The 18,043-nt window shown below is 66.1% G+C and carries 17 protein-coding genes; 12 read left to right on the top strand and 5 right to left on the bottom strand.

The window, feature by feature from the left end; translation table 11 throughout:
* Positions 1-109: 109 nt before the first annotated feature.
* Positions 110-943, bottom strand: coding sequence for a prephenate dehydratase (locus RLN94_RS02760; RefSeq protein ID WP_350130619.1), 834 nt, complete (start codon positions 941-943; stop codon positions 110-112).
* Between the two features lie 129 nt (positions 944-1,072).
* On the opposite strand from RLN94_RS02760, the gene RLN94_RS02755 reads away from it, so the two are divergent.
* From RLN94_RS02755 to RLN94_RS02730, 6 genes are all read left to right on the top strand, one after another.
* Positions 1,073-2,455, top strand: coding sequence for a c-type cytochrome (locus RLN94_RS02755; protein WP_350130618.1), 1,383 nt, complete (start codon positions 1,073-1,075; stop codon positions 2,453-2,455).
* Positions 2,456-2,631: 176 nt separating this feature from the next.
* The gene (locus RLN94_RS02750; protein WP_350130617.1) at positions 2,632-4,572 is read left to right on the top strand and encodes an extracellular solute-binding protein; all 1,941 of its coding nucleotides are present in this window, start codon (positions 2,632-2,634) and stop codon (positions 4,570-4,572) included.
* A gap of 51 nt (positions 4,573-4,623) precedes the next feature.
* A complete protein-coding gene (locus RLN94_RS02745) occupies positions 4,624-5,706 on the top strand; it encodes a microcin C ABC transporter permease YejB (protein ID WP_350130616.1) in 1,083 nt (360 codons plus the stop codon).
* 118 nt (positions 5,707-5,824) lie between these two features.
* Entirely contained in the window at positions 5,825-6,931 is a 1,107-nt protein-coding gene (locus RLN94_RS02740; protein WP_350130615.1) for an ABC transporter permease, read from the top strand.
* On the top strand, positions 6,928-7,245 hold the full coding sequence (locus RLN94_RS02735) for a hypothetical protein (protein ID WP_350130614.1): 318 nt from the start codon (positions 6,928-6,930) through the stop codon (positions 7,243-7,245). Before RLN94_RS02740 ends, RLN94_RS02735 begins: the two co-directional genes overlap by 4 nt.
* A 1-nt stretch (position 7,246) precedes the next feature.
* On the top strand, positions 7,247-8,854 hold the full coding sequence (locus tag RLN94_RS02730; RefSeq protein ID WP_350130613.1) for an ABC transporter ATP-binding protein: 1,608 nt from the start codon (positions 7,247-7,249) through the stop codon (positions 8,852-8,854).
* Positions 8,855-8,898: 44 nt separating this feature from the next.
* Here RLN94_RS02730 and hemN read toward each other — a convergent pair whose 3' ends face one another.
* Positions 8,899-10,254, bottom strand: a complete 1,356-nt coding sequence (gene hemN / locus RLN94_RS02725; RefSeq protein WP_350130612.1) for an oxygen-independent coproporphyrinogen III oxidase — start codon at positions 10,252-10,254, stop codon at positions 8,899-8,901.
* Between the two features lie 71 nt (positions 10,255-10,325).
* Here hemN and fnrL point away from each other — a divergent pair, with 71 nt between their 5' ends.
* Entirely contained in the window at positions 10,326-11,072 is a 747-nt protein-coding gene (gene fnrL / locus RLN94_RS02720; RefSeq protein ID WP_350130611.1) for a transcriptional regulator FnrL, read from the top strand.
* A gap of 83 nt (positions 11,073-11,155) precedes the next feature.
* Here fnrL and RLN94_RS02715 read toward each other — a convergent pair whose 3' ends face one another.
* Entirely contained in the window at positions 11,156-11,992 is an 837-nt protein-coding gene (locus RLN94_RS02715) for a universal stress protein (protein ID WP_350130610.1), read from the bottom strand.
* A 230-nt stretch (positions 11,993-12,222) separates the two neighbouring features.
* Here RLN94_RS02715 and ccoN point away from each other — a divergent pair, with 230 nt between their 5' ends.
* The 4 genes from ccoN to ccoP are packed head-to-tail and all read left to right on the top strand — an operon-like array spanning position 12,223 to position 15,722.
* Complete coding sequence (ccoN, locus tag RLN94_RS02710) at positions 12,223-13,830, top strand: cytochrome-c oxidase, cbb3-type subunit I (protein ID WP_350158570.1); 1,608 nt, start codon at positions 12,223-12,225, stop codon at positions 13,828-13,830.
* A gap of 43 nt (positions 13,831-13,873) precedes the next feature.
* A complete protein-coding gene (gene ccoO / locus RLN94_RS02705; protein ID WP_350130658.1) occupies positions 13,874-14,644 on the top strand; it encodes a cytochrome-c oxidase, cbb3-type subunit II in 771 nt (256 codons plus the stop codon).
* Positions 14,645-14,655: 11 nt separating this feature from the next.
* Positions 14,656-14,850 (top strand): CcoQ/FixQ family Cbb3-type cytochrome c oxidase assembly chaperone, encoded by a 195-nt coding sequence (locus tag RLN94_RS02700; protein WP_350130608.1) that lies wholly within the window; start codon positions 14,656-14,658, stop codon positions 14,848-14,850.
* A 5-nt stretch (positions 14,851-14,855) separates the two neighbouring features.
* Entirely contained in the window at positions 14,856-15,722 is an 867-nt protein-coding gene (gene ccoP / locus RLN94_RS02695) for a cytochrome-c oxidase, cbb3-type subunit III (RefSeq protein ID WP_350130607.1), read from the top strand.
* Positions 15,723-15,842: 120 nt separating this feature from the next.
* Here the strand turns inward: ccoP and RLN94_RS02690 are convergent, their stop codons facing one another.
* Together RLN94_RS02690 and RLN94_RS02685 are read right to left on the bottom strand one after the other, a co-directional pair.
* Positions 15,843-16,661, bottom strand: a complete 819-nt coding sequence (locus RLN94_RS02690; RefSeq protein WP_350130606.1) for an alpha/beta fold hydrolase — start codon at positions 16,659-16,661, stop codon at positions 15,843-15,845.
* A 209-nt stretch (positions 16,662-16,870) separates the two neighbouring features.
* The gene (locus tag RLN94_RS02685) at positions 16,871-17,023 is read right to left on the bottom strand and encodes a hypothetical protein (RefSeq protein WP_350130605.1); all 153 of its coding nucleotides are present in this window, start codon (positions 17,021-17,023) and stop codon (positions 16,871-16,873) included.
* A gap of 99 nt (positions 17,024-17,122) precedes the next feature.
* Between RLN94_RS02685 and RLN94_RS02680 the strand changes: the two genes are divergently transcribed.
* The gene (locus tag RLN94_RS02680) at positions 17,123-18,019 is read left to right on the top strand and encodes a LysR family transcriptional regulator (RefSeq protein ID WP_350130604.1); all 897 of its coding nucleotides are present in this window, start codon (positions 17,123-17,125) and stop codon (positions 18,017-18,019) included.
* Positions 18,020-18,043 lie beyond the last annotated feature (24 nt).

The following is an 18,043-nucleotide window of genomic DNA, read 5'->3' as shown; positions in this document are numbered from 1 at the left end:
AACCGGTTCCCGAACAGGCGACGGCCCCCGGAACGCCGGTTTCGTTGCGGGGGCGCCGGATGGGAAAGCGATCCGGCGCGGACGGCAAAGCCGGAACGGTATCGGTGGCCTAGTGGCGCTTGGGATCGGCGGGGTAGACGCCCAGCATGGTGATCTCGGAGGTGAAATAGTCGAGCTCTTCGAGCGCGCGCTGCACCGCCGGATCCTCGGGGTGACCCTCGATATCGGCGTAGAACTGGGTGGCGAAGAAGGTGCCGCCCAGCATGTAGCTTTCCAGCTTGGTCATGTTGACGCCGTTGGTGGCGAAGCCGCCCATCGCCTTGTAGAGCGCGGCGGGGATGTTGCGGACCTGGAAGACGAAGGTGGTCATCATCCCGTCATCGCCGCGGCGGGACCAGTCGGGCTCTTTCGCCATGACGAGGAAGCGGGTGGTGTTGTTGCCCTCGTCCTCGATGTCGCGGGCCAGCACCTCGAGGCCGTAGATCTCGCCGGCCAGTTCGCTGGCGAGGGCGGCGGTGTGGGGGTCGCCATCCTCGGCCACCTGCCGGGCGGAGCCGGCGGTGTCGGCGCCGGTGACTCGGTGAATATTGTGTTCGCCAAGGAAGCTGCGGCACTGGCCGAGCAGCATGGTGTGGCTCATGGCGTGGGTGATGTCGGTGAGGGGCGTGCCGGGGATGGCGAGCAGGTGGATGCGGACCCGCACGAAGGCCTCGTCGACGATGTAGAGACCGGATTCGGGAAGCAGGTGGTGGATGTCGGCGACACGGCCGAAAGTGGAGTTCTCGACCGGCAGCATGGCGAGCTCGGCCTCGCCCGTGCGGACCGCCTCGATGGCGTCCTCGAAGGTGCGGCAGGGCATGGCCTCCATCTCGGGGTAAGTCTCGTGGCAGGCCTGGTGCGAATAGGCACCCGGCTCGCCCTGAAAGGCAATGCGTCTGGTCATTTCTTGTCCGTTTCTGTCCCTTGTCGCCGCCGGTGCGAGGTGCGGTCGTTTGGTCGCGCAAACTACACCTTGCGCCTTCGTAGTGGAAGCGGATAGATACCGCCCGAGAGATAAATGGGATCGAGGCACATGTTCGATACGATGACATTCACCAAGATCGTCGGCGGTCTCTGCGGCGCGCTGCTGATTTTCCTTTTGGGCAAGTGGGCCGCGGAACTGATCTATCACGGGCCCGGCGGGCATGGTGAGGATCATGCGCAAGGCTACGTGATCGACACCGGAAGCGAGGGGAGCGAAGGCGGCTCGGAAGGCGAGTCCGGCCCGAGTTTCGCGGAGCTGTTCGTGTCGGCCGATGCCAGCAAGGGCGAGCGCGTTTTCAACAAGTGCAAGGCCTGCCACACGGTCGAGGAGGGCGCCAACGGGACGGGCCCCTACCTGTACGGTGTGGTCGGTCGCGACGTGGCCTCGGCTGACGGGTTTTCCTATTCCGGGAACCTCGTGGCGGCGGCGGATGTGTGGACGCCGGAAAACCTGAGCGCCTTCCTCGAAAGCCCCTCCGGTTTCGCGCCGGGCACGACGATGGGTTTCTCGGGTCTCGGCAGCATCGAGGACCGGGCCAACGTGATCGCCTATCTCGACCAGACCGATGGCGATACGTACGAGATGGAAGTGCCCGAGGAAGAGGCGTCTGAAGAAGGGACGGAAGAGGCCTCTGCCGAGGGTGAAGAAGGTGCCGCCGAGGAAGGTGCCGCGGACGAGGGCGCTGCCGAAGGTGAAGCCGCCGAGGAGGGTGCCGCGGACGAGGGTGCTGCCGAAGGTGAAGCCGCCGAGGAAGGTGCTGCGGACGAGGGTGCTGCCGAGGAAGGTGCTGCGGACGAGGGTGCCGCGGAGGATGAGGCCGCTGGTGAGAGTGCCGAGGACGACGTTCCCGCCATCTCCGCCGAGCAGGTCACCGCGGAAGAGCCGGAGCAAGCGGATGTCTCTCCCACGCCGAGCGCCGAGGCGGATGCCGCGAGCGTGACCGAGAACGGCGATGCGGTTCTGGTCGACGAGGAAGCAGACGCGACCACGGAAGAGACCGACGGGGCCGGGGATGCCTCGGGCGACGCCGCCGAAGAGGGTTCGGAAGAATCGGCCGATGAAGAGGCGGCCAGCGAGGAAGAAGCCTCTGCCGAGGGCAGTGGCTTCGCCGCGATGGTCGCGTCGGCCGATCCGGCCGAGGGCGAGAAGGTCTTTCGCAAGTGCAAGGCGTGTCACGTGGTCGACAGCGAGCAGAACCGCGTCGGGCCGCATCTCGTGAACCTCGTGGGTCGCGACGTGGCCGGTGTCGAGGGGTTCCGCTATTCCAACGCCCTGCAGGAGCTTGGCGGTCAATGGACCGAGGACCGGCTGAACGAGTGGCTGGAGGATTCCAAGGGCATGGCGCCGGGCAACAAGATGGCCTTTGCCGGCCTCAAGGACGAGGCAGACCGCGCGGCCGTGGTCGCCTATATCGAGAGCGCCTCGAACTGAACACGGCAGAAACATGCGTTGAAGGCCATCGACCCGGGCGGGACGGTGGCCTTTCGTTTTTGTGACCCCATATTGGGCGAAACGGACGTATCAGCGCTTGAATGTCGGAGGTGGCCTTGATTAGCCTTGCGGCAACGACAAGCGCCAGATCGCAGATCGGCAGGAGGTAGCAAGACATGATCCGATACAACAGCCGGGCCCGCGCGGCGCGCTTTGCCCCCCGCGCGATGGTTGCGGCCCTGACGGGGCTTTGCATCGCGGCGCTGCTGGCGCAGTCGGCGCTGGCGCAGGAGGACGGCGACGAGACGATCATCAAAAGCCACGGCTATTCGTACTTCGGCGACCTGTCCTATCCCGAGGATTACGAGCATTTCGATTACGTGAACCCCGACGCGCCTAAGGGGGGCGAGATTTCCCTGGCGCTGTCGGGCAGCTTCGATTCGATGAACCCCTACACCCGGAAGGGCCGCGCCGCGGCGCTGTCGACGGTGATGTACGAAAGCCTGCTGGGGCAGGTTCTGGCAGGCAGCGGGGCGCTGCCGGCGGATGATTACGACGAGATGTACGGGCTGCTGGCGCACACGATCGAGTATCCCGAGGACAAGTCGTGGGTGATCTTCCACATGCGCCCGGAGGCGGAGTTTTCCGACGGCACGCCGGTGACCGCCCATGACGTGCTGTTCAGCCATAACCTGCTGCTGGACGAGGGGCTGAAATCCTATGCCGAGGCGGTGCGCAAGCGCATTCCCAAGGCCGAGGTGATCGACGATCACACGATCAAGTTCTACTTTGCCGACGGCATCTCGCGCCGGTCGCTGATCGACCAGGTGGGCAGCGTGCCGGTGTGGTCGCAGAAATGGTTCGAGGAGAGCGGCGCCAAGCTGGACGAGAGCCGGCTCGAGACGTCGCCGGGCTCGGGGCCCTACGTGATCGAGGATATCGACGTGAACCGCCGGGTGATCCTCAAGCGGAACCCGGATTACTGGGGCTGGGACCTGCCGATCAACAAGGGCCGGCACAATTTCGATACCATCCGGCTGGAGTATTTCGCCGACAGCACCGCCGCCTTCGAGGCGTTCAAGGCGGGCGAGGTGACATACCGGACAGAGGCCGACCCGAAGAAATGGGCCAGCGCCTATGATTTCCCGGCGCTGAGCCGGGGCGACGTGGTGCGCGAGGAGCTGCCGGACGGGATGCCGCCCAACATGACCGGGATCGTCTTCAACCTCGGCTCGGAGCCGCTGAAGGACAAGCGGGTGCGCGAGGCGGTGGCGCTGGCGCTGAATTTCGAATGGACCAACAAGTCGCTTCTTTATGGTCTCTATGAACAGCAGCGGTCGTATTCCGACGGCACGCGGCTGGAGGCCACCGGCCTGCCCGAGGGCGAGGAGCTGGAATTCCTGAAGTCGCTGGGCGACGTGGTGCCCGAGGAGATCTTCACCGAGGAGCCGTGGGTGCCGCATGAATCCGATCCCGACCGGCTGAGCTCGCGCCGGAACCTGCGGCAGGCGCTGAAGCTGTTCGAGGAGGCGGGCTGGACCGTGGGCGAGGGCGGCCGGCTGCGCAATGCCGAGGGCGAGACCATGCGGCTCGATTTCCTGTTCAACGCGTCGTCCGAGGCGACCAGCCGGGCAATCGCCGAGAACTTCATCGTGAACCTCAAGGCGATGGGCGTGGATGCGCGGTTCGAGTCGGTTGATTCGTCGCAGTATTCCCTGCGCGAGCGGGATCGGGATTACGACCTTGTCTTCGATGGCTACCCGGCGCTGCTGGGCACCGGGACCGGGCTGGCGCAGCGGTTCGGGTCGGAAGCGGCCGAGTACAGCCTGTTCAACCCCGCCGGGCTGGCCAGCCCGCTGGTGGACCGGATCATCGAGGAATCGCTGATGACCGAGAGCCAGGAAGAGGAGGACGTGGCGATCCGCGCCCTCGACCGGGCGCTCAGGCACGAGTTCATCGTCATTCCCGACGGCTACAAGCCCGATCACTGGGTCGCCTACTGGGACATGTACGAGCATCCCGAGGAAATTCCGCCCTACGCGCTGGGCACTCTGGATTTCTGGTGGTTCAACGAGGAGAAGGCCGAGGAACTCAAGGCGTCAGGGGCGCTGCAATGACCCCACGCCGTCTTGCGGCCCACCTGACCCCGCGCCGGAGGGCTTGCTGACGTGGGCGCCTATATTCTTCGCAGGATACTGCTGATCATCCCGACGCTGTTCGGCATCATGGTCATCAACTTCGTGCTGGTGCAGTTCGTGCCCGGCGGCCCGGTCGAGCAGATCATCGCCGAGATGCAGGGCGAGGGCGACGTGTTCGGTTCCTTCGCCGGCGGGGCCGAGGACGCCACGTTCCAGCAGAGCCAGGGCGAGGGCTATATGGGCGCCCGCGGCCTGCCGCAGGAGTTCATCGACGAGCTGGAGGCGCAGTACGGGCTGGACAAGCCGCCGCTGGAGCGGTTCGTCAACATGATGTGGAACTACATGCGGTTCGATTTCGGCGAGAGCTATTTCCGCTCGATCAGCGTGACCGACCTGGTGCTGGAGAAGATGCCGGTAAGTATCTCGCTGGGGCTTTGGTCGACGCTGATCGCCTACCTGATCTCGATCCCGCTGGGCATCCGCAAGGCGGTGCGCGACGGGACGAGCTTCGACAGCTGGACCAGCGGCGTGATCATCGCCGCCTATGCCATCCCCGGCTTCCTGTTCGCGGTGATGCTGGTGGTGCTGTTCGCGGGCGGGAGTTACTGGCAGATCTTCCCGCTGAGGGGGCTGACCTCGGACAATTTCGCCGACCTCAGCCTCTTCGGCAAGATCGTCGACTACCTCTGGCATATCACCCTGCCGGTGCTGGCCTCGACCATCGCGGCCTTTGCCACGCTGACGCTGCTGACGAAGAACTCGTTCCTGGACGAGATCAAGAAACATTACGTGATGACCGCGCGCGCCAAGGGCCTGTCGGAGGGCAAGGTGCTGTATGGCCATGTCTTCCGCAACGCCATGCTGATCGTGATCGCGGGCTTTCCGGCGGTGTTCATCGGGGTGTTCTTCGGTGGCAGCCTGCTGATCGAGACGATCTTCTCGCTCGACGGGCTGGGGCGGCTGGGCTTCGAGGCGGCGCTGAGCCGGGATTACCCGGTGATGTTCGGCACGCTGTTCCTGTTCGGGCTGATCGGGCTGCTGGTGAATATCATCAGCGACCTGTGCTATGTGCTGGTCGACCCGCGGATCGATTTCGAGACGCGGGAGGGGTGATGCGGACGATGTGTTCTTCGCGGTGTGAAGAGGGGCGCTGCCCCACGCTGAACCCCCTGCAGGGGTTCAACGCCCCCCGGGATATTTTTGGCCAGAAGAAGCGCGGGGGCGGTTTTTCATGAAGCTGTCGCCGCTCAACCGCCGCCGCTGGCGCAACTTCAAGCGCAACAAGCGGGCGCTCTGGTCGCTGATCATCTTCTCGGTGCTGATGGTGATCACCCTGCCGGCCGAGTTCGTGGCCAATGACCGGCCGATCCTGGTGCACTACCAGGGCGAGTTCTACACGCCGATCTTCAATTTCTATCCCGAGACGGCCTTTGGCGGGGATTTCGCGACCGAGGCGATCTATGCCGATCCGGAGGTGGAATGCCTGATCGTGTCGGGCGGGCGCGAGGATTGCTTCGACGATCCCGAGGGGGTGATCGCGGATGCGCAGGATGGCGAGATCGGCGGCGAGGCGATTGCCAAGGGCTGGACGCTCTGGCCGCCCATTCCCTACAGCTTCGACACCCCGGTCGACCGGCCCGGCGCGGCGCCGCTGCCGCCCAACGAGCAGAACCTGTTGGGGACCGACGGCACCAAGCGCGACGTGCTGGCACGGGTGATCTACGGGTTCCGGCTGTCGGTGCTGTTCACGCTGATCGTGACGGTGCTGTGCAGCGTGATCGGCATCTTCGCGGGTGCCGTGCAGGGGTATTTCGGCGGGCTGACCGACCTGATCTTTCAGCGGATCATCGAGATATGGTCGGCGACGCCGCAGCTTTACGTGATCATCATCCTGTTCGCGATATTGCCACGAAGTTTCTGGCTGCTGGTGGGGATCATGGTGTTCTTCGGCTGGATGGCGCTGGTCGGCGTGGTCCGGGCCGAGTTCCTGCGGGCGCGGAACCTTGAATACGTGCGGGCCGCCAAGGCGCTGGGGGTGGGGAACCTGACGATCATGTTCCGTCACATGCTGCCCAACGCGATGGTGGCGACGCTGACGCTGTTGCCGTTCATCGTGACCGGCACGATCGGCACGCTGGCCGCGCTCGACTTCCTCGGCTTCGGGCTGCCCTCCTCGGCGCCGAGCCTGGGGGAGATGACCTTGCAGGCCAAGCAGAACCTGCAGGCGCCGTGGCTGGCCTTTACGGCGTTCTTTGCCTTCGCGATCATGCTGTCGCTGCTGGTGTTCATCTTCGAGGGTGTGCGCGATGCGTTCGACCCGAGGAAGACCTTCGAATGAGTGTCGTGGTCACCTCTCCCTGGCTGGGCCGGGCCTTTGTCGCCGCGCTGGCGGTGCATGGCGCGATCGTGGCGGTGCTGGCGGGCGCGGCGCTTTGGGTGGCCCGGGTCGGTGTGGGCGCGGATTCGGCGCCGGGCGGCGTCGGTCCTGCGCTGATCGCGTTGCCGGTGCTGCTTGCGGCGCTGCCCTCGGGCGTGGCGCTGTTGTCGGCGTGGATGTGCCGGCGCCAAGGGTGGCGGCCCTCGGCCACGCACATGGCATTGACCATCGGGGCGGCGGCGCTTTTCCCGATTCTGTACCTGGGGGCCCTCTGACATGAGCGATGCCGTTCTCGACGTGCGCGACCTGACGGTCAGCTTTTTCCAGGATGGGCGGACCATCGAGGCGGTGAAGGGCGTGTCCTTCTCGGTCGGGCGGGGCGAGACCGTGGCGCTGGTGGGCGAAAGCGGGTCGGGCAAGTCGGTGACGGCCTTGTCGACCGTGTCGCTGCTGGGCGCGTCGGCAAGGGTTGGCGGCTCTGTCACCTATGACGGGCAGGAGATGATCGGCGCGTCGGACAAGCGGCTGCGCGACGTGCGGGGCAACGATATCAGCTTCATCTTCCAGGAGCCGATGACGTCGCTGAACCCGCTGCACACGCTGGAAAAGCAGATCCGCGAGAGCCTGGAGCTGCACCAGGGGATCGTGGGCGACGCGGCCCGGGACCGGATCGTGGAACTGCTCGACATGGTGGGCATTCGCAACGCGGAAAGCCGGCTGAAGGATTATCCGCACCAGTTGTCGGGCGGGCAGCGGCAACGGGTGATGATCGCCATGGCGCTGGCCAACAAGCCCGACATCCTGATCGCCGACGAGCCGACAACCGCGCTGGACGTGACGATCCAGGCGCAGATCCTGGAGCTGCTGGCGCGGATCAAGCGGGACGAGGGGATGGGCCTTCTGTTCATCACCCATGACCTGCAGATCGTCGAGCGGATCGCCGACAAGGTCTGTGTCATGAAGGATGGCGAGATCGTCGAGGCCGGGCCGACGAAGGAGATCTTCGCCAACCCGCAGCACGCCTATACGCAGAAGCTTCTGGGTGCGCGGGCCACGGGCGAGCCGGCGCCTGTGCCGGAGGGGGCAAGGACCATCGTCGAGACCGAGGGGCTGCGGGTGTGGTTCCCGATCCAGCGGGGCCTGCTGCGGAAGACCACGGGCCATATTAAGGCGGTGAACGACGCGACCATCTGGGTGCGCGCGGGCGAGACGCTGGGGATCGTCGGCGAGAGCGGGTCGGGCAAGACCACGCTGGCGATGGCGGTGATGCGGCTGGCGGCGTCGCAGGGGAAGATCACGTTTGACGGCGAGGATGTGCATGGCTGGTCGACGCGGCAGTTGCGCAAGCGGCGGGCGGATATGCAGATCGTGTTCCAGGACCCGTTCGGCAGCCTGAGCCCGCGGATGACCTGCGAGCAGATCATCGCGGAAGGGCTGGGGGTGCATGGCAACCCCGATGACCGGTCGCCGCGAGAGCTTGTGGCCGAGGTGATGGAGGAGGTCGACCTGAACCCCGCCACGATGGACCGCTACCCGCACGAGTTCTCGGGCGGGCAGAGGCAGCGGATCGCCATTGCAAGGGCGATGATCCTGCGGCCCAAGATGGTGGTGCTGGACGAGCCCACCAGCGCGCTCGACATGACGGTGCAGGTGCAGATCGTCGACCTGTTGCGGAAGCTGCAGGAGAAATGGGGGCTGGCCTACCTGTTCATCAGCCACGACCTGAACGTGGTGCGGGCGATGAGCCATAACGTGGCGGTGATGAAGGACGGGGATATCGTCGAGTACGGCTCGGCGCAGGAGATCTTCGACAACCCGCGCACGGCCTATGCCAAGACGCTGTTGCACGCGGCGCTGGACCTGAAGGCGTCGGTACCGGCGTGAGGGGTGAGGCCCCGGATCAGGTCCGGGGCGGGCTATCGGGCACCTCAGATCGCCGAGCTGTGGCCGGCCTTGTCGAGGTCGTAGGCGTCGAGGCTGCGGGCGACCATGCGGGTCAGCGGGCGGGCCTCGGGCGGGATCGAGAGGCCGTCGGGGCCGACGCGAAGCAGGCCGTCGAAATCGCGGTTGATCCGTTCCAGCAGGGACGACAGCGCCGGGGCCGAGAGGCCGAAGCGGCTTCGGATCTCGGCGGCGTCGATGCGGAACTCGCACATGAGCTGTTCGATCATCCGGCCGCGCATCAGGTCTTCCTGTGTGAAGACATGGCCGCGCGCGGTCGAGAAGCGCCCCTCGCGGATGGCGGCGGTGTGGGCGCCGGTGGCGGGGGCGTTCTGGGCATAGCCCTGCGGGAAGCGCGAGATCGAGGAGGCGCCGACGCCGATCAGCACCTCGGCGGTGTCGTCGGTATAGCCCTGGAAATTGCGGCGCAGGCGGCCGGTCTTGCGGGCGATGGACAGGCCGTCATGCTTGGTGGCGAAATGGTCGATGCCGAGCTCGTCGTAATGATCCCACAGGAAGAGACGGCGGGCGGTGTCGAAGAGCTCGAGCCGTTCGGCGGGCGTGGGCAGCGCATCGGACGGGATCATCTGCTGGCGCTTGGCCATCCACGGAACGTGGGCATAGCCGTAAAGCGCCACCCGGTCGGGGTTGAGCGAAAGGAGTTTCTGGACGCTCTCGGTGATCTTCGCGCGCGACTGGTGCGGCAGGCCGTAGAGGATATCGGCATTGAGGCTGGCGACGCCGCGGGCGCGGATTTCATCCACCGCGTCGCGGGTGATGTCGTAGCTTTGCATCCGACCGATGGTGGCCTGTATGTCGGGATCGAAATCCTGCACGCCGATCGAGGCGCGGGTCATCCCGGCGCGGGCCAGCGCGTCGAGCCGGGGGCCATCGATCTCGTTCGGGTCGATCTCGACCGAGAATTCGGTGTTGTCGGTGAAGGGCGCGACCTCCCCGATGGCGCCGGCGAGGTCTTCCATCATCTGCGGCGACAGCAGCGTGGGCGTGCCGCCGCCCCAGTGCAGGCGGGACAGTGCCACGCCCTCGGGCAGGTGTTCGGCCAGCAGGCGAAGCTCGGCCTTCAGCGTTTCGAGATAGGCCGCGACGGGCTTGTCGGTCTGCGTGCCCTGCGTGCGGCAGGCGCAGAACCAGCAGAGCCGCCGGCAGAAGGGCACGTGGACATAGAGCGATATCCGCGCCCCCGGCGCGATGGCGCCGATCCAGCCTGCGAAGCGGTCGTGGCCCACATCGCGCCCGAAATGCGGGGCGGTGGGATAGCTTGTGTAGCGGGGCACCTTAGCGTCAAAAAGACCCAGTCTGCCGAATTGAGATTTCGTCATCATGGATTTACCCTTAGAGGCGGAGATCGAGACGATCCTTGATGCAGATCAACCTTTGCCGCGTGTGAGGCACCATGCTGAATGAAACCGTCAAAGCCATTCCAAGGGAATGCGGGGATTGCCCGATCAGGCACCGGGCGGTCTGTGCGCGCTGCGAGGCGGACGAGCTAGAGCAGCTCGACAAGATCAAGTATTACCGCAGTTTCCAGGCCGGCCAGCCGGTGATCTGGGCCGGGGACAAGATGGAGTTCGTGGGCTCTGTCGTCTCGGGGATCGCCACGCTGACGCAGGCGATGGAGGACGGGCGCACGCAGATGGTGGGCCTGCTGCTGCCAAGCGATTTCGTCGGCCGGCCGGGGCGCGAGACCGCGGCCTATGACGTGGTGGCGACGACCGACATGGTAATGTGCTGTTTCCGCCGGAAGCCGTTCGAGACGATGATGGCGGTGACGCCGCATATCGCGCAGCGGCTGCTGGAGATGACGCTCGACGAACTGGACGCGGCGCGGGAATGGATGCTGGTGCTGGGCCGTAAGACGGCGCGGGAGAAGATCGCCTCGCTGCTGTCGATCATCGCGCGGCGCAATGCGTCGCTGACCTTCGGCAAGATCACCGGGCCGATGGTGTTCGACCTGCCGCTGACGCGCGAGGCGATGGCGGATTACCTCGGGCTGACGCTGGAAACGGTGAGCCGGCAGATTTCGGCGCTGCGCAAGGACGGGGTGATCGTGCTGGAGGGCAAGCGGCACGTGACGGTGCCGGATTTCAACCGCCTGATGGAAGAGGCGGGCGATGACAGCGACGGCGGGTTGCTGGCCTAGGCCGGGCCGGCCTTTCCTGACATTCGGACTCGAATCGCGGGCGGGGAAGCCCGCCCCGGCGGTCGGGGCGGGCCTGTAGTGAATCAATGCGCCATCAGCACCGGCAGCGTCGCCTCTTCCAGCATCGAGCGGGTGGCGCCGCCGAAGATCGCCTCGCGGAAGCGGGAGTGCCCGTAGGCGCCCATCACCAGCAGGTCGGCCCCCACGTCGGTGGCGTGGCGGAGCAGGATGTCGGAGACCTTGGGAAGGGTTTTCGACAGCACGTCGATCTCGACCTTCACGCCGTGGCGAGACAGGTATTGCGACACCATGCCGCCCGGATCGGAGCGGGTCGGCCCGTGGGTGGGCGGGTCGATGATGGCGAGGTGCGCCACCTCGGCCCCCCGCAGCACCGGCATCGCCGCGCGCACCGCCGCCAGCGCCTCGGCGCTTTCGTTCCATCCCACGACCACGCGCTTGGGCGGGCGGGGCGCGACCGAGCGCGGCACGATCAGCGCGGGCGTCCGGCCGTCGAAGAGCACCGCCTCGGTGGCCGGCTCGAGCTCGGCGCCGCGGTCTTCGCCATAGGGCTGCGGGACGATCGCGAGGTCCGAGAAGCGGGCCCGCAAGGCCACGTGGCGGCCGAGATCGGCAAGCTGGCAGGCGCCTTTCTCGATGGACCAGCGAATGTCTTCGCGACCGAGACGCCGGCGCGCGGCGGCGTCGATCTCGTCGGCCTCTTCCTGGGCACGGGTGATCGTGTCCTGAAGCACCACGGCGCTGGCGCCGGCGTAGTAATACCCGGTCTGGCTTCGGTCGACCCCGAGGCAGAGCACGTCGAGATGCGCGTCATGCGCGGCGGCCATCGCGATGGCGTGGTCGAGGGTTCCGTCGACCAGCGCCGTATCCGTCAGCACGGAGAACAGGGAATTGTAGGACATATCGCCTTCCTTAACAAAGCGTTCATATCCCGACTTTAGGGCGGGTTCGGACGCTGTGCCTTGATGCGTGTCAAATCGCCCTGCTGCGCCGGGCCTCGGCGCAGGGCCGGTCTCATTGATGTAGATCAAGGCGCCGGCCCGGCCAGTTCAGCATTACGGCATCAGTCAAAACGCGCCCGCGCGCGGTGATTCCATTGCCCGCGCGGATGAGGACGAAGGGACGAAGAGATATGGCGAACTACTTCAAGCTGATCGCGCTTGGCGTCATCGTGCTTCTGGCACTGATGGCGGCGAATTTCGCGCGCGATCTGGCCTATCTGGCCAATGCGCTCACCGTGGCGCTGGTGGCCGGGGGGCTGTTCATCTGGGTGCTGCGGAACACCGACGAACCGGTGATCCGGCGCGACCTGTCCGGGGAATACATGGACGACGTGATCCGCTATGGCGTGATCGCGACGGCGCTCTGGGGGGTCGTGGGCTTCCTCGCGGGCACGTTCATCGCGTTCCAGCTTGCCTTTCCGGAGCTGAACTTCGAATGGTCGCAGGGGCTGCTCAACTTCGGCCGGCTGCGGCCGCTGCATACCAGCGCGGTGATCTTCGCCTTTGGCGGCAACGCCCTGATCTGTACCTCGTTCTATGTCGTCCAGCGCACCAGCGCGGCGCGGCTTTGGGGCGGCAACCTCGCGTGGTTCGTCTTCTGGGGCTACCAGCTTGTGATCGTGCTGGCCGCGGTCGGCTACCTGCTGGGCGCCACGCAGGGCAAGGAATACGCCGAGCCGGAATGGTACGTGGACTGGTGGCTGACCATCGTCTGGGTGGCCTACCTGATGGTGTTCGCGGGCACGCTGATGAAGCGGAAAGAGCCGCATATCTACGTGGCGAACTGGTTCTACCTGGCGTTCATCCTGACCGTGGCGATGCTGCATATCGTCAACAACCTGAGCATCCCGGTGTCGATCTTCGGGTCGAAATCAGTGCAGGTCTTCTCGGGCGTGCAGGATGCGATGACGCAGTGGTGGTACGGCCATAACGCCGTGGGCTTCTTCCTGACCGCCGGCTTCCTGGGCATGATGTACTACTTCGTGCCGAAACAGGCCGAGCGGCCGGTCTACAGCTACAAGCTGTCGATCGTGCACTTCTGGGCGCTGATCTTCATCTACATCTGGGCCGGCCCGCACCACCTGCACTATACCGCGCTGCCCGACTGGGCCTCGACGCTGGGCATGGTGTTCTCGGTCATCCTGTGGATGCCGTCCTGGGGTGGCATGATCAACGGGCTGATGACGCTGTCGGGCGCGTGGGACAAGCTGCGCACCGACCCGGTGATCCGGATGATGGTGATCTCGATCGGCTTCTACGGCATGTCGACCTTCGAGGGGCCGATGATGTCGATCCGGGCGGTCAACTCGCTGTCGCACTATACCGACTGGACGATCGGGCACGTGCATTCCGGCGCGCTTGGCTGGAACGGCATGATCACCTTCGGCGCGCTCTACTTCCTTGTGCCCAAGCTGTGGAACAAGGAGCGGCTTTACAGCCTGAGCATGGTGAGCTGGCACTTCTGGCTCGCGACGATCGGGATCATCCTCTACGCCGCCGCCATGTGGGTGACCGGCATCATGGAGGGCCTGATGTGGCGCGAAGTGGATGCCAACGGTTTCCTCGTGAACTCGTTCGCCGACACCGTGGCCGCCAAGTTCCCCATGTACGTGGTGCGTGGCCTGGGCGGGGTGCTCTACATCAGCGGCGCGATCATCATGTGCTACAACCTCTACATGACCATTCGTCGGAGCCCGGCCACGCAAGCGGCCGCCGGTTCCGCGGTCCCGGCTGAATAAGGAGGGCCGGACAATGGCAGACCAATCCAACAAGAAACCCCCGATGCCGGCCTCGGCCACGGGGATCGGCGACCGGCCGAAACGGAAGACCTTCCTCGACCGGCACCAGATGCTCGAACGGAACGTCACGCTGCTGGCGGTACTGTCGCTGATCGTGGTGTCGATCGGCGGGATCGTCCAGATCGCGCCTCTGTTCTGGCTGGAGAACACGATCGAGGATGTGGAGGGCATGCGCCCCTACACCCCGCTCGAGATGGCCGGGCGCAACATCTACATCCGCGAGGGGTGCTATGTGTGCCACAGCCAGATGATCCGGCCGATGCGGGACGAGGTGGAGCGCTATGGCCATTACAGCCTTGCCGCCGAAAGCCAGTATGACCACCCGTTCCAGTGGGGGTCCAAGCGGACGGGGCCGGACCTTGCCCGCGTCGGCGGCCGCTACTCGGACGAGTGGCATGTCGACCACCTGCGCGACCCGCAGGCCGTGGTGCCGGAATCGGTGATGCCGAAATACGGCTATCTCGAAGACCGGCTCATCGAGGGCGAGCATATCGGCGACGTTCTGGCGACCAACGCCATGGTGGGCGTGCCCTATACCGAGGAGATGATCGAGAATGCGCAGGCGGACTTCGTGGCGCAGACCGATCCCTATGGTGACGTCGACGGGCTGTTCGAACGCTATGGCGAGACCGTCAACGTGCGCAATTTCGACGGGGCGGCCGGCATTTCCGAGGCCGACGCGCTGATCGCCTATCTGCAGATGCTGGGCACGCTGGTCGACTTCTCGACCTTCACGCCCGTGGCCAGCCGGTAAGGGAGGATATCATGGAAACCTATTCCCTGCTCCGCCAGTTCGCCGACAGCTGGATGCTGCTGTTCCTGTTCGTCTTCTTCCTCGGCGTCGTGGTCTGGGTGTTCCGGCCCGGGGCGTCGAAGAAATACGAGGACACGGCCAGCATCCCCTTCCGGTACGAAGACAAGCCCGCGCCCGACAGCGCGGAGAGCGCCAAGGAGGCGTGAGGACAATGGCAAAAGAACCGCAAATCCAGGACAACGATCCGGAAACCACCGGGCACGAGTGGGACGGCATCCAGGAATTCAACAACCCGCTGCCGCGCTGGTGGGTCTGGGTGTTCTACCTGACGATCGTCTGGGGCATCTGGTACAGCGTCGCCTACCCGGCATGGCCGGGCATCAAGGAGGCCACGGCCGGCTACATGGGCTGGTCGACCCGCGCCAACGTGGCCGAGGAGATTGCCGCGGCCGAGGCCGCCAATGCCGGCATCAACGAGAGGCTGGCCTCGGTCGAGCTGACCGCGATCCAGGGCGATGACGAGCTGCAGGGCTATGCCACCTCGGCCGGGGCGGCGGTGTTCCGGACGTGGTGCGCGCAGTGCCACGGATCGGGCGCCGCCGGGGCCAAGGGCTATCCCAACCTGCAGGATGACGCATGGCTCTGGGGCGGCACGATGGAGGAGATCCACACCACCGTCACCCACGGGATCCGCAACGAGGAAGACCCCGATGCGCGGTATTCGCAAATGCCCGCCTTCGGCGAGATCCTCGAAGACGAGCAGATCGGGCAGGTGGTCAACTACGTGATGGCGATGTCGGGGCAGGAGCCGCGCAATGCCGAGGCCGCGGCGGCCGGAGAGCAGGTCTTCGCCGACAATTGCGCGGTCTGCCACATGGATGACGGCAAGGGCGACCGGACGCAGGGCGCGCCCAACCTGACCGACGCGATCTGGCTCTATGGCGGGGATTACGACACCCTGCACGACACCGTGACCTACAGCCGGTTCGGCGTGATGCCGCCGTGGAACCAGCGCCTGTCCGAGGCCGAGATCCGCGCCGTCACGACCTATGTCCACCAGTTGGGCGGCGGCGAGTAGGCCGCAGACGAGAAACTCGCGGGCGGAGTGAGTGCCGCCCGCGAGCCCTGGCACCGGCCGTTCCGTCCTGTTCGCGCGTTTCCTGGAACGGTCGGTGCCTTTTTTCAGAACCGGTTCATGTCAGCCATCGAGAAACCCCGTGAGCGCGTTCAGCACGGCGCCGGGCGCCTCGAGCTGGGGCAGGTGGCCGATGCCCGGCAGCGTCTCGAACCCGGACCCGGGCATCAGCCCGTGCAGGGCCCGGCCGCGGGCGAGCGGGATCCACGGATCGGCCTCGCCCCAGAGGATCTTCACCGGACGGCGGACATCTCCGAACATCGGCTCGACCTCGGCGGTGAAGGCTTCGTCGGCCTGGGCGAACTGCCGGTAGAAGCTGGTGCGCCCGGCGTCGTCGAGCCACGGGGCGACCAGCGCCTCGGTATCCTCGGGGGGCAGGGCCGTGACCAGCGCGCCGTCGATATAGGCGCGGACCACGGCCTCGTGGATATGTGGGGGCAGGGCGGTGAAGGCGTCGACATGGCGGCGGACATGGTCGAAGAACGCCGACCCCCAGGGCCGCATCGCCACCACGTTCATCAGCACCAGGCGGTCGAATTCCGCCCCGTGGAGGAGATGCGCGCGCAGCGTGGTCGCTCCGCCGAAATCATGCGCCACCACGCCCGGCCGGTCGAGACCCCAGCGGGTCAGCATGTGGGCAAAGACCTTGCCTTGCATGTCGAGGCCGGTGGGTTGGTCGGGGCGCTTTTCGGAGCGGCCATAGCCCGGCATGTCGTACCAGTAGACGGTATGGCTGCGGGCGAGGGCGGGGATGATCCGGCGCCACGAGACCGAGGACCACGGCCAGCCATGCGCCAGCACCAGCGGCGGGCCGGCGCCGGCACTGCCCCATGTGACGGTGCCGGCGGGGGTGTCGGTGCTGTGGGCCAGATGCCATTCCATGGGGATCCTTTCGGGGCGGTCCAAAAAAAGCCCGTGGCGCGGCGGTGATGCCGGGGCCACGGGCCAGTCAGGGGAGAAATCGGGGCGCTCGGGCGCGCGCCCCTATCGGGATCAGCGAAGGCGGTGCGGCCAGCGCCGCCCGCGCCACGGCCAGCGCTGGGTCTGGTGTTCGCGGGCGGCGAGGCCGGGATGGAACAGGAGCGTGTCCATCAGAAGCGGCGGCCGGTCAGGTGGGCCTCGATCTCGGCGTTGCGGCGGTTGTCGAAGCGTTCGCCGCGGACCCAATGCGAAGGCGCGCTCCAGTGGTCGCGGGGTTCGTTACGGGTGGCGGTTCTGAAAGTATTTGCGAAGATATGGAACATGGCGTTTCCTTTCGTTTGGCTGCTGCATGCCTTGGAATATGGGATAGGGTGGGTCATGATGCGACTCAGGAAAAATTGGTTTATGTAAGGTGGGATTACATGATTGACTGGATCGCCCTGCCGCCCCTTTCGGCGCTGCGCGCCTTTGCGGCCCTGGCGGAAAGCCGGTCGGTGACCAAGGCGGGCGAGCGTCTGAACGTCAGCCACGCCGCCGTCAGCCAGCAGATCCGCACGCTCGAGACGCATCTGGGCCTGTCGCTGGTCGACCGGTCGGGCCGGCGGCTGGAGCTGACGCCGGAGGGCGCGCAACTGGCCGAGGCGCTGACCGAGGGGTTCGGCACGATCCATCGCACCATCCAGTTGCTGACCGGGGCCGATGCGGCGCGGCCGCTGCAGATTTCCACGACCCAGCTTTTTGCCAGCACCTGGCTGATGCCGCGGCTGCTGGATTTCCAGACGAAGCATCCGGGCGTCGACCTGATGGTGCACCCCACCGCCGAGATCAGCGACCCGGCGCCGGGGGGGATCGACCTGTGCCTGCGGTTCGGCGACGGCAACTGGCCGGGGCTGGAGGCCGAGATGCTGGTGCCGGCGGATATCGTCATCACCGCCGCGCCCTCGCTGGTGGGGGAGTGCGACGTGACGGAGCCGGCCGACCTGTTGCGGTTTCCGTGGCTGCAGGAGCTGGGGACCAACGAATCGATGGACTGGCTGCGCTCGCACGGGGTGACGGAGGGCTGCGTGAAAAGCCTGACCCACGTGCCCGGCAACCTGATGCTGGAAGGGGCCCGGGCCGGGCAGGGGGTGATCAGCACGGCGATGTCCTCGGTCGAGGAGGACGTGAAGGCGGGGCGGTTGCGCATCCTGTTCCGCGATGCGGGCGAGACGGGCTATCACATCGTGACCCGCCCCGGCATCCTGCGACCGGCGGCGAAGGCCTTCGTGCAATGGCTGAGGCGGCACGGCAAGGCGGCCGCGGCGCTGGCGGAGGCCTGACCCCCGGGGCCGGCTGCGGCATCG

It is taken from the genome of Roseovarius sp., from assembly GCF_040223625.1.
Lineage (GTDB): Bacteria > Pseudomonadota > Alphaproteobacteria > Rhodobacterales > Rhodobacteraceae > Roseovarius.
Note: the sequence above shows the minus strand (reverse complement) of the source record. Positions and strands in the feature narration are given on the sequence as shown.

Coding starts and splice junctions, on each gene's coding strand:
- ccoP (WP_350130607.1), top strand. CDS start 14,856: ATGGCAAAAGAACCGCAAATCCAGGACAACGATCCGGAAACCACCGGG.
- fnrL (WP_350130611.1), top strand. CDS start 10,326: ATGCTGAATGAAACCGTCAAAGCCATTCCAAGGGAATGCGGGGATTGC.
- RLN94_RS02700 (WP_350130608.1), top strand. CDS start 14,656: ATGGAAACCTATTCCCTGCTCCGCCAGTTCGCCGACAGCTGGATGCTG.
- RLN94_RS02730 (WP_350130613.1), top strand. CDS start 7,247: ATGAGCGATGCCGTTCTCGACGTGCGCGACCTGACGGTCAGCTTTTTC.
- RLN94_RS02690 (WP_350130606.1), bottom strand. CDS start 16,661: ATGGAATGGCATCTGGCCCACAGCACCGACACCCCCGCCGGCACCGTC.
- RLN94_RS02685 (WP_350130605.1), bottom strand. CDS start 17,023: ATGTTCCATATCTTCGCAAATACTTTCAGAACCGCCACCCGTAACGAA.
- RLN94_RS02740 (WP_350130615.1), top strand. CDS start 5,825: ATGAAGCTGTCGCCGCTCAACCGCCGCCGCTGGCGCAACTTCAAGCGC.
- RLN94_RS02715 (WP_350130610.1), bottom strand. CDS start 11,992: ATGTCCTACAATTCCCTGTTCTCCGTGCTGACGGATACGGCGCTGGTC.
- RLN94_RS02680 (WP_350130604.1), top strand. CDS start 17,123: ATGATTGACTGGATCGCCCTGCCGCCCCTTTCGGCGCTGCGCGCCTTT.
- RLN94_RS02755 (WP_350130618.1), top strand. CDS start 1,073: ATGTTCGATACGATGACATTCACCAAGATCGTCGGCGGTCTCTGCGGC.
- RLN94_RS02750 (WP_350130617.1), top strand. CDS start 2,632: ATGATCCGATACAACAGCCGGGCCCGCGCGGCGCGCTTTGCCCCCCGC.
- ccoN (WP_350158570.1), top strand. CDS start 12,223: ATGGCGAACTACTTCAAGCTGATCGCGCTTGGCGTCATCGTGCTTCTG.
- ccoO (WP_350130658.1), top strand. CDS start 13,874: ATGCCGGCCTCGGCCACGGGGATCGGCGACCGGCCGAAACGGAAGACC.
- RLN94_RS02760 (WP_350130619.1), bottom strand. CDS start 943: ATGACCAGACGCATTGCCTTTCAGGGCGAGCCGGGTGCCTATTCGCAC.
- RLN94_RS02735 (WP_350130614.1), top strand. CDS start 6,928: ATGAGTGTCGTGGTCACCTCTCCCTGGCTGGGCCGGGCCTTTGTCGCC.
- hemN (WP_350130612.1), bottom strand. CDS start 10,254: ATGATGACGAAATCTCAATTCGGCAGACTGGGTCTTTTTGACGCTAAG.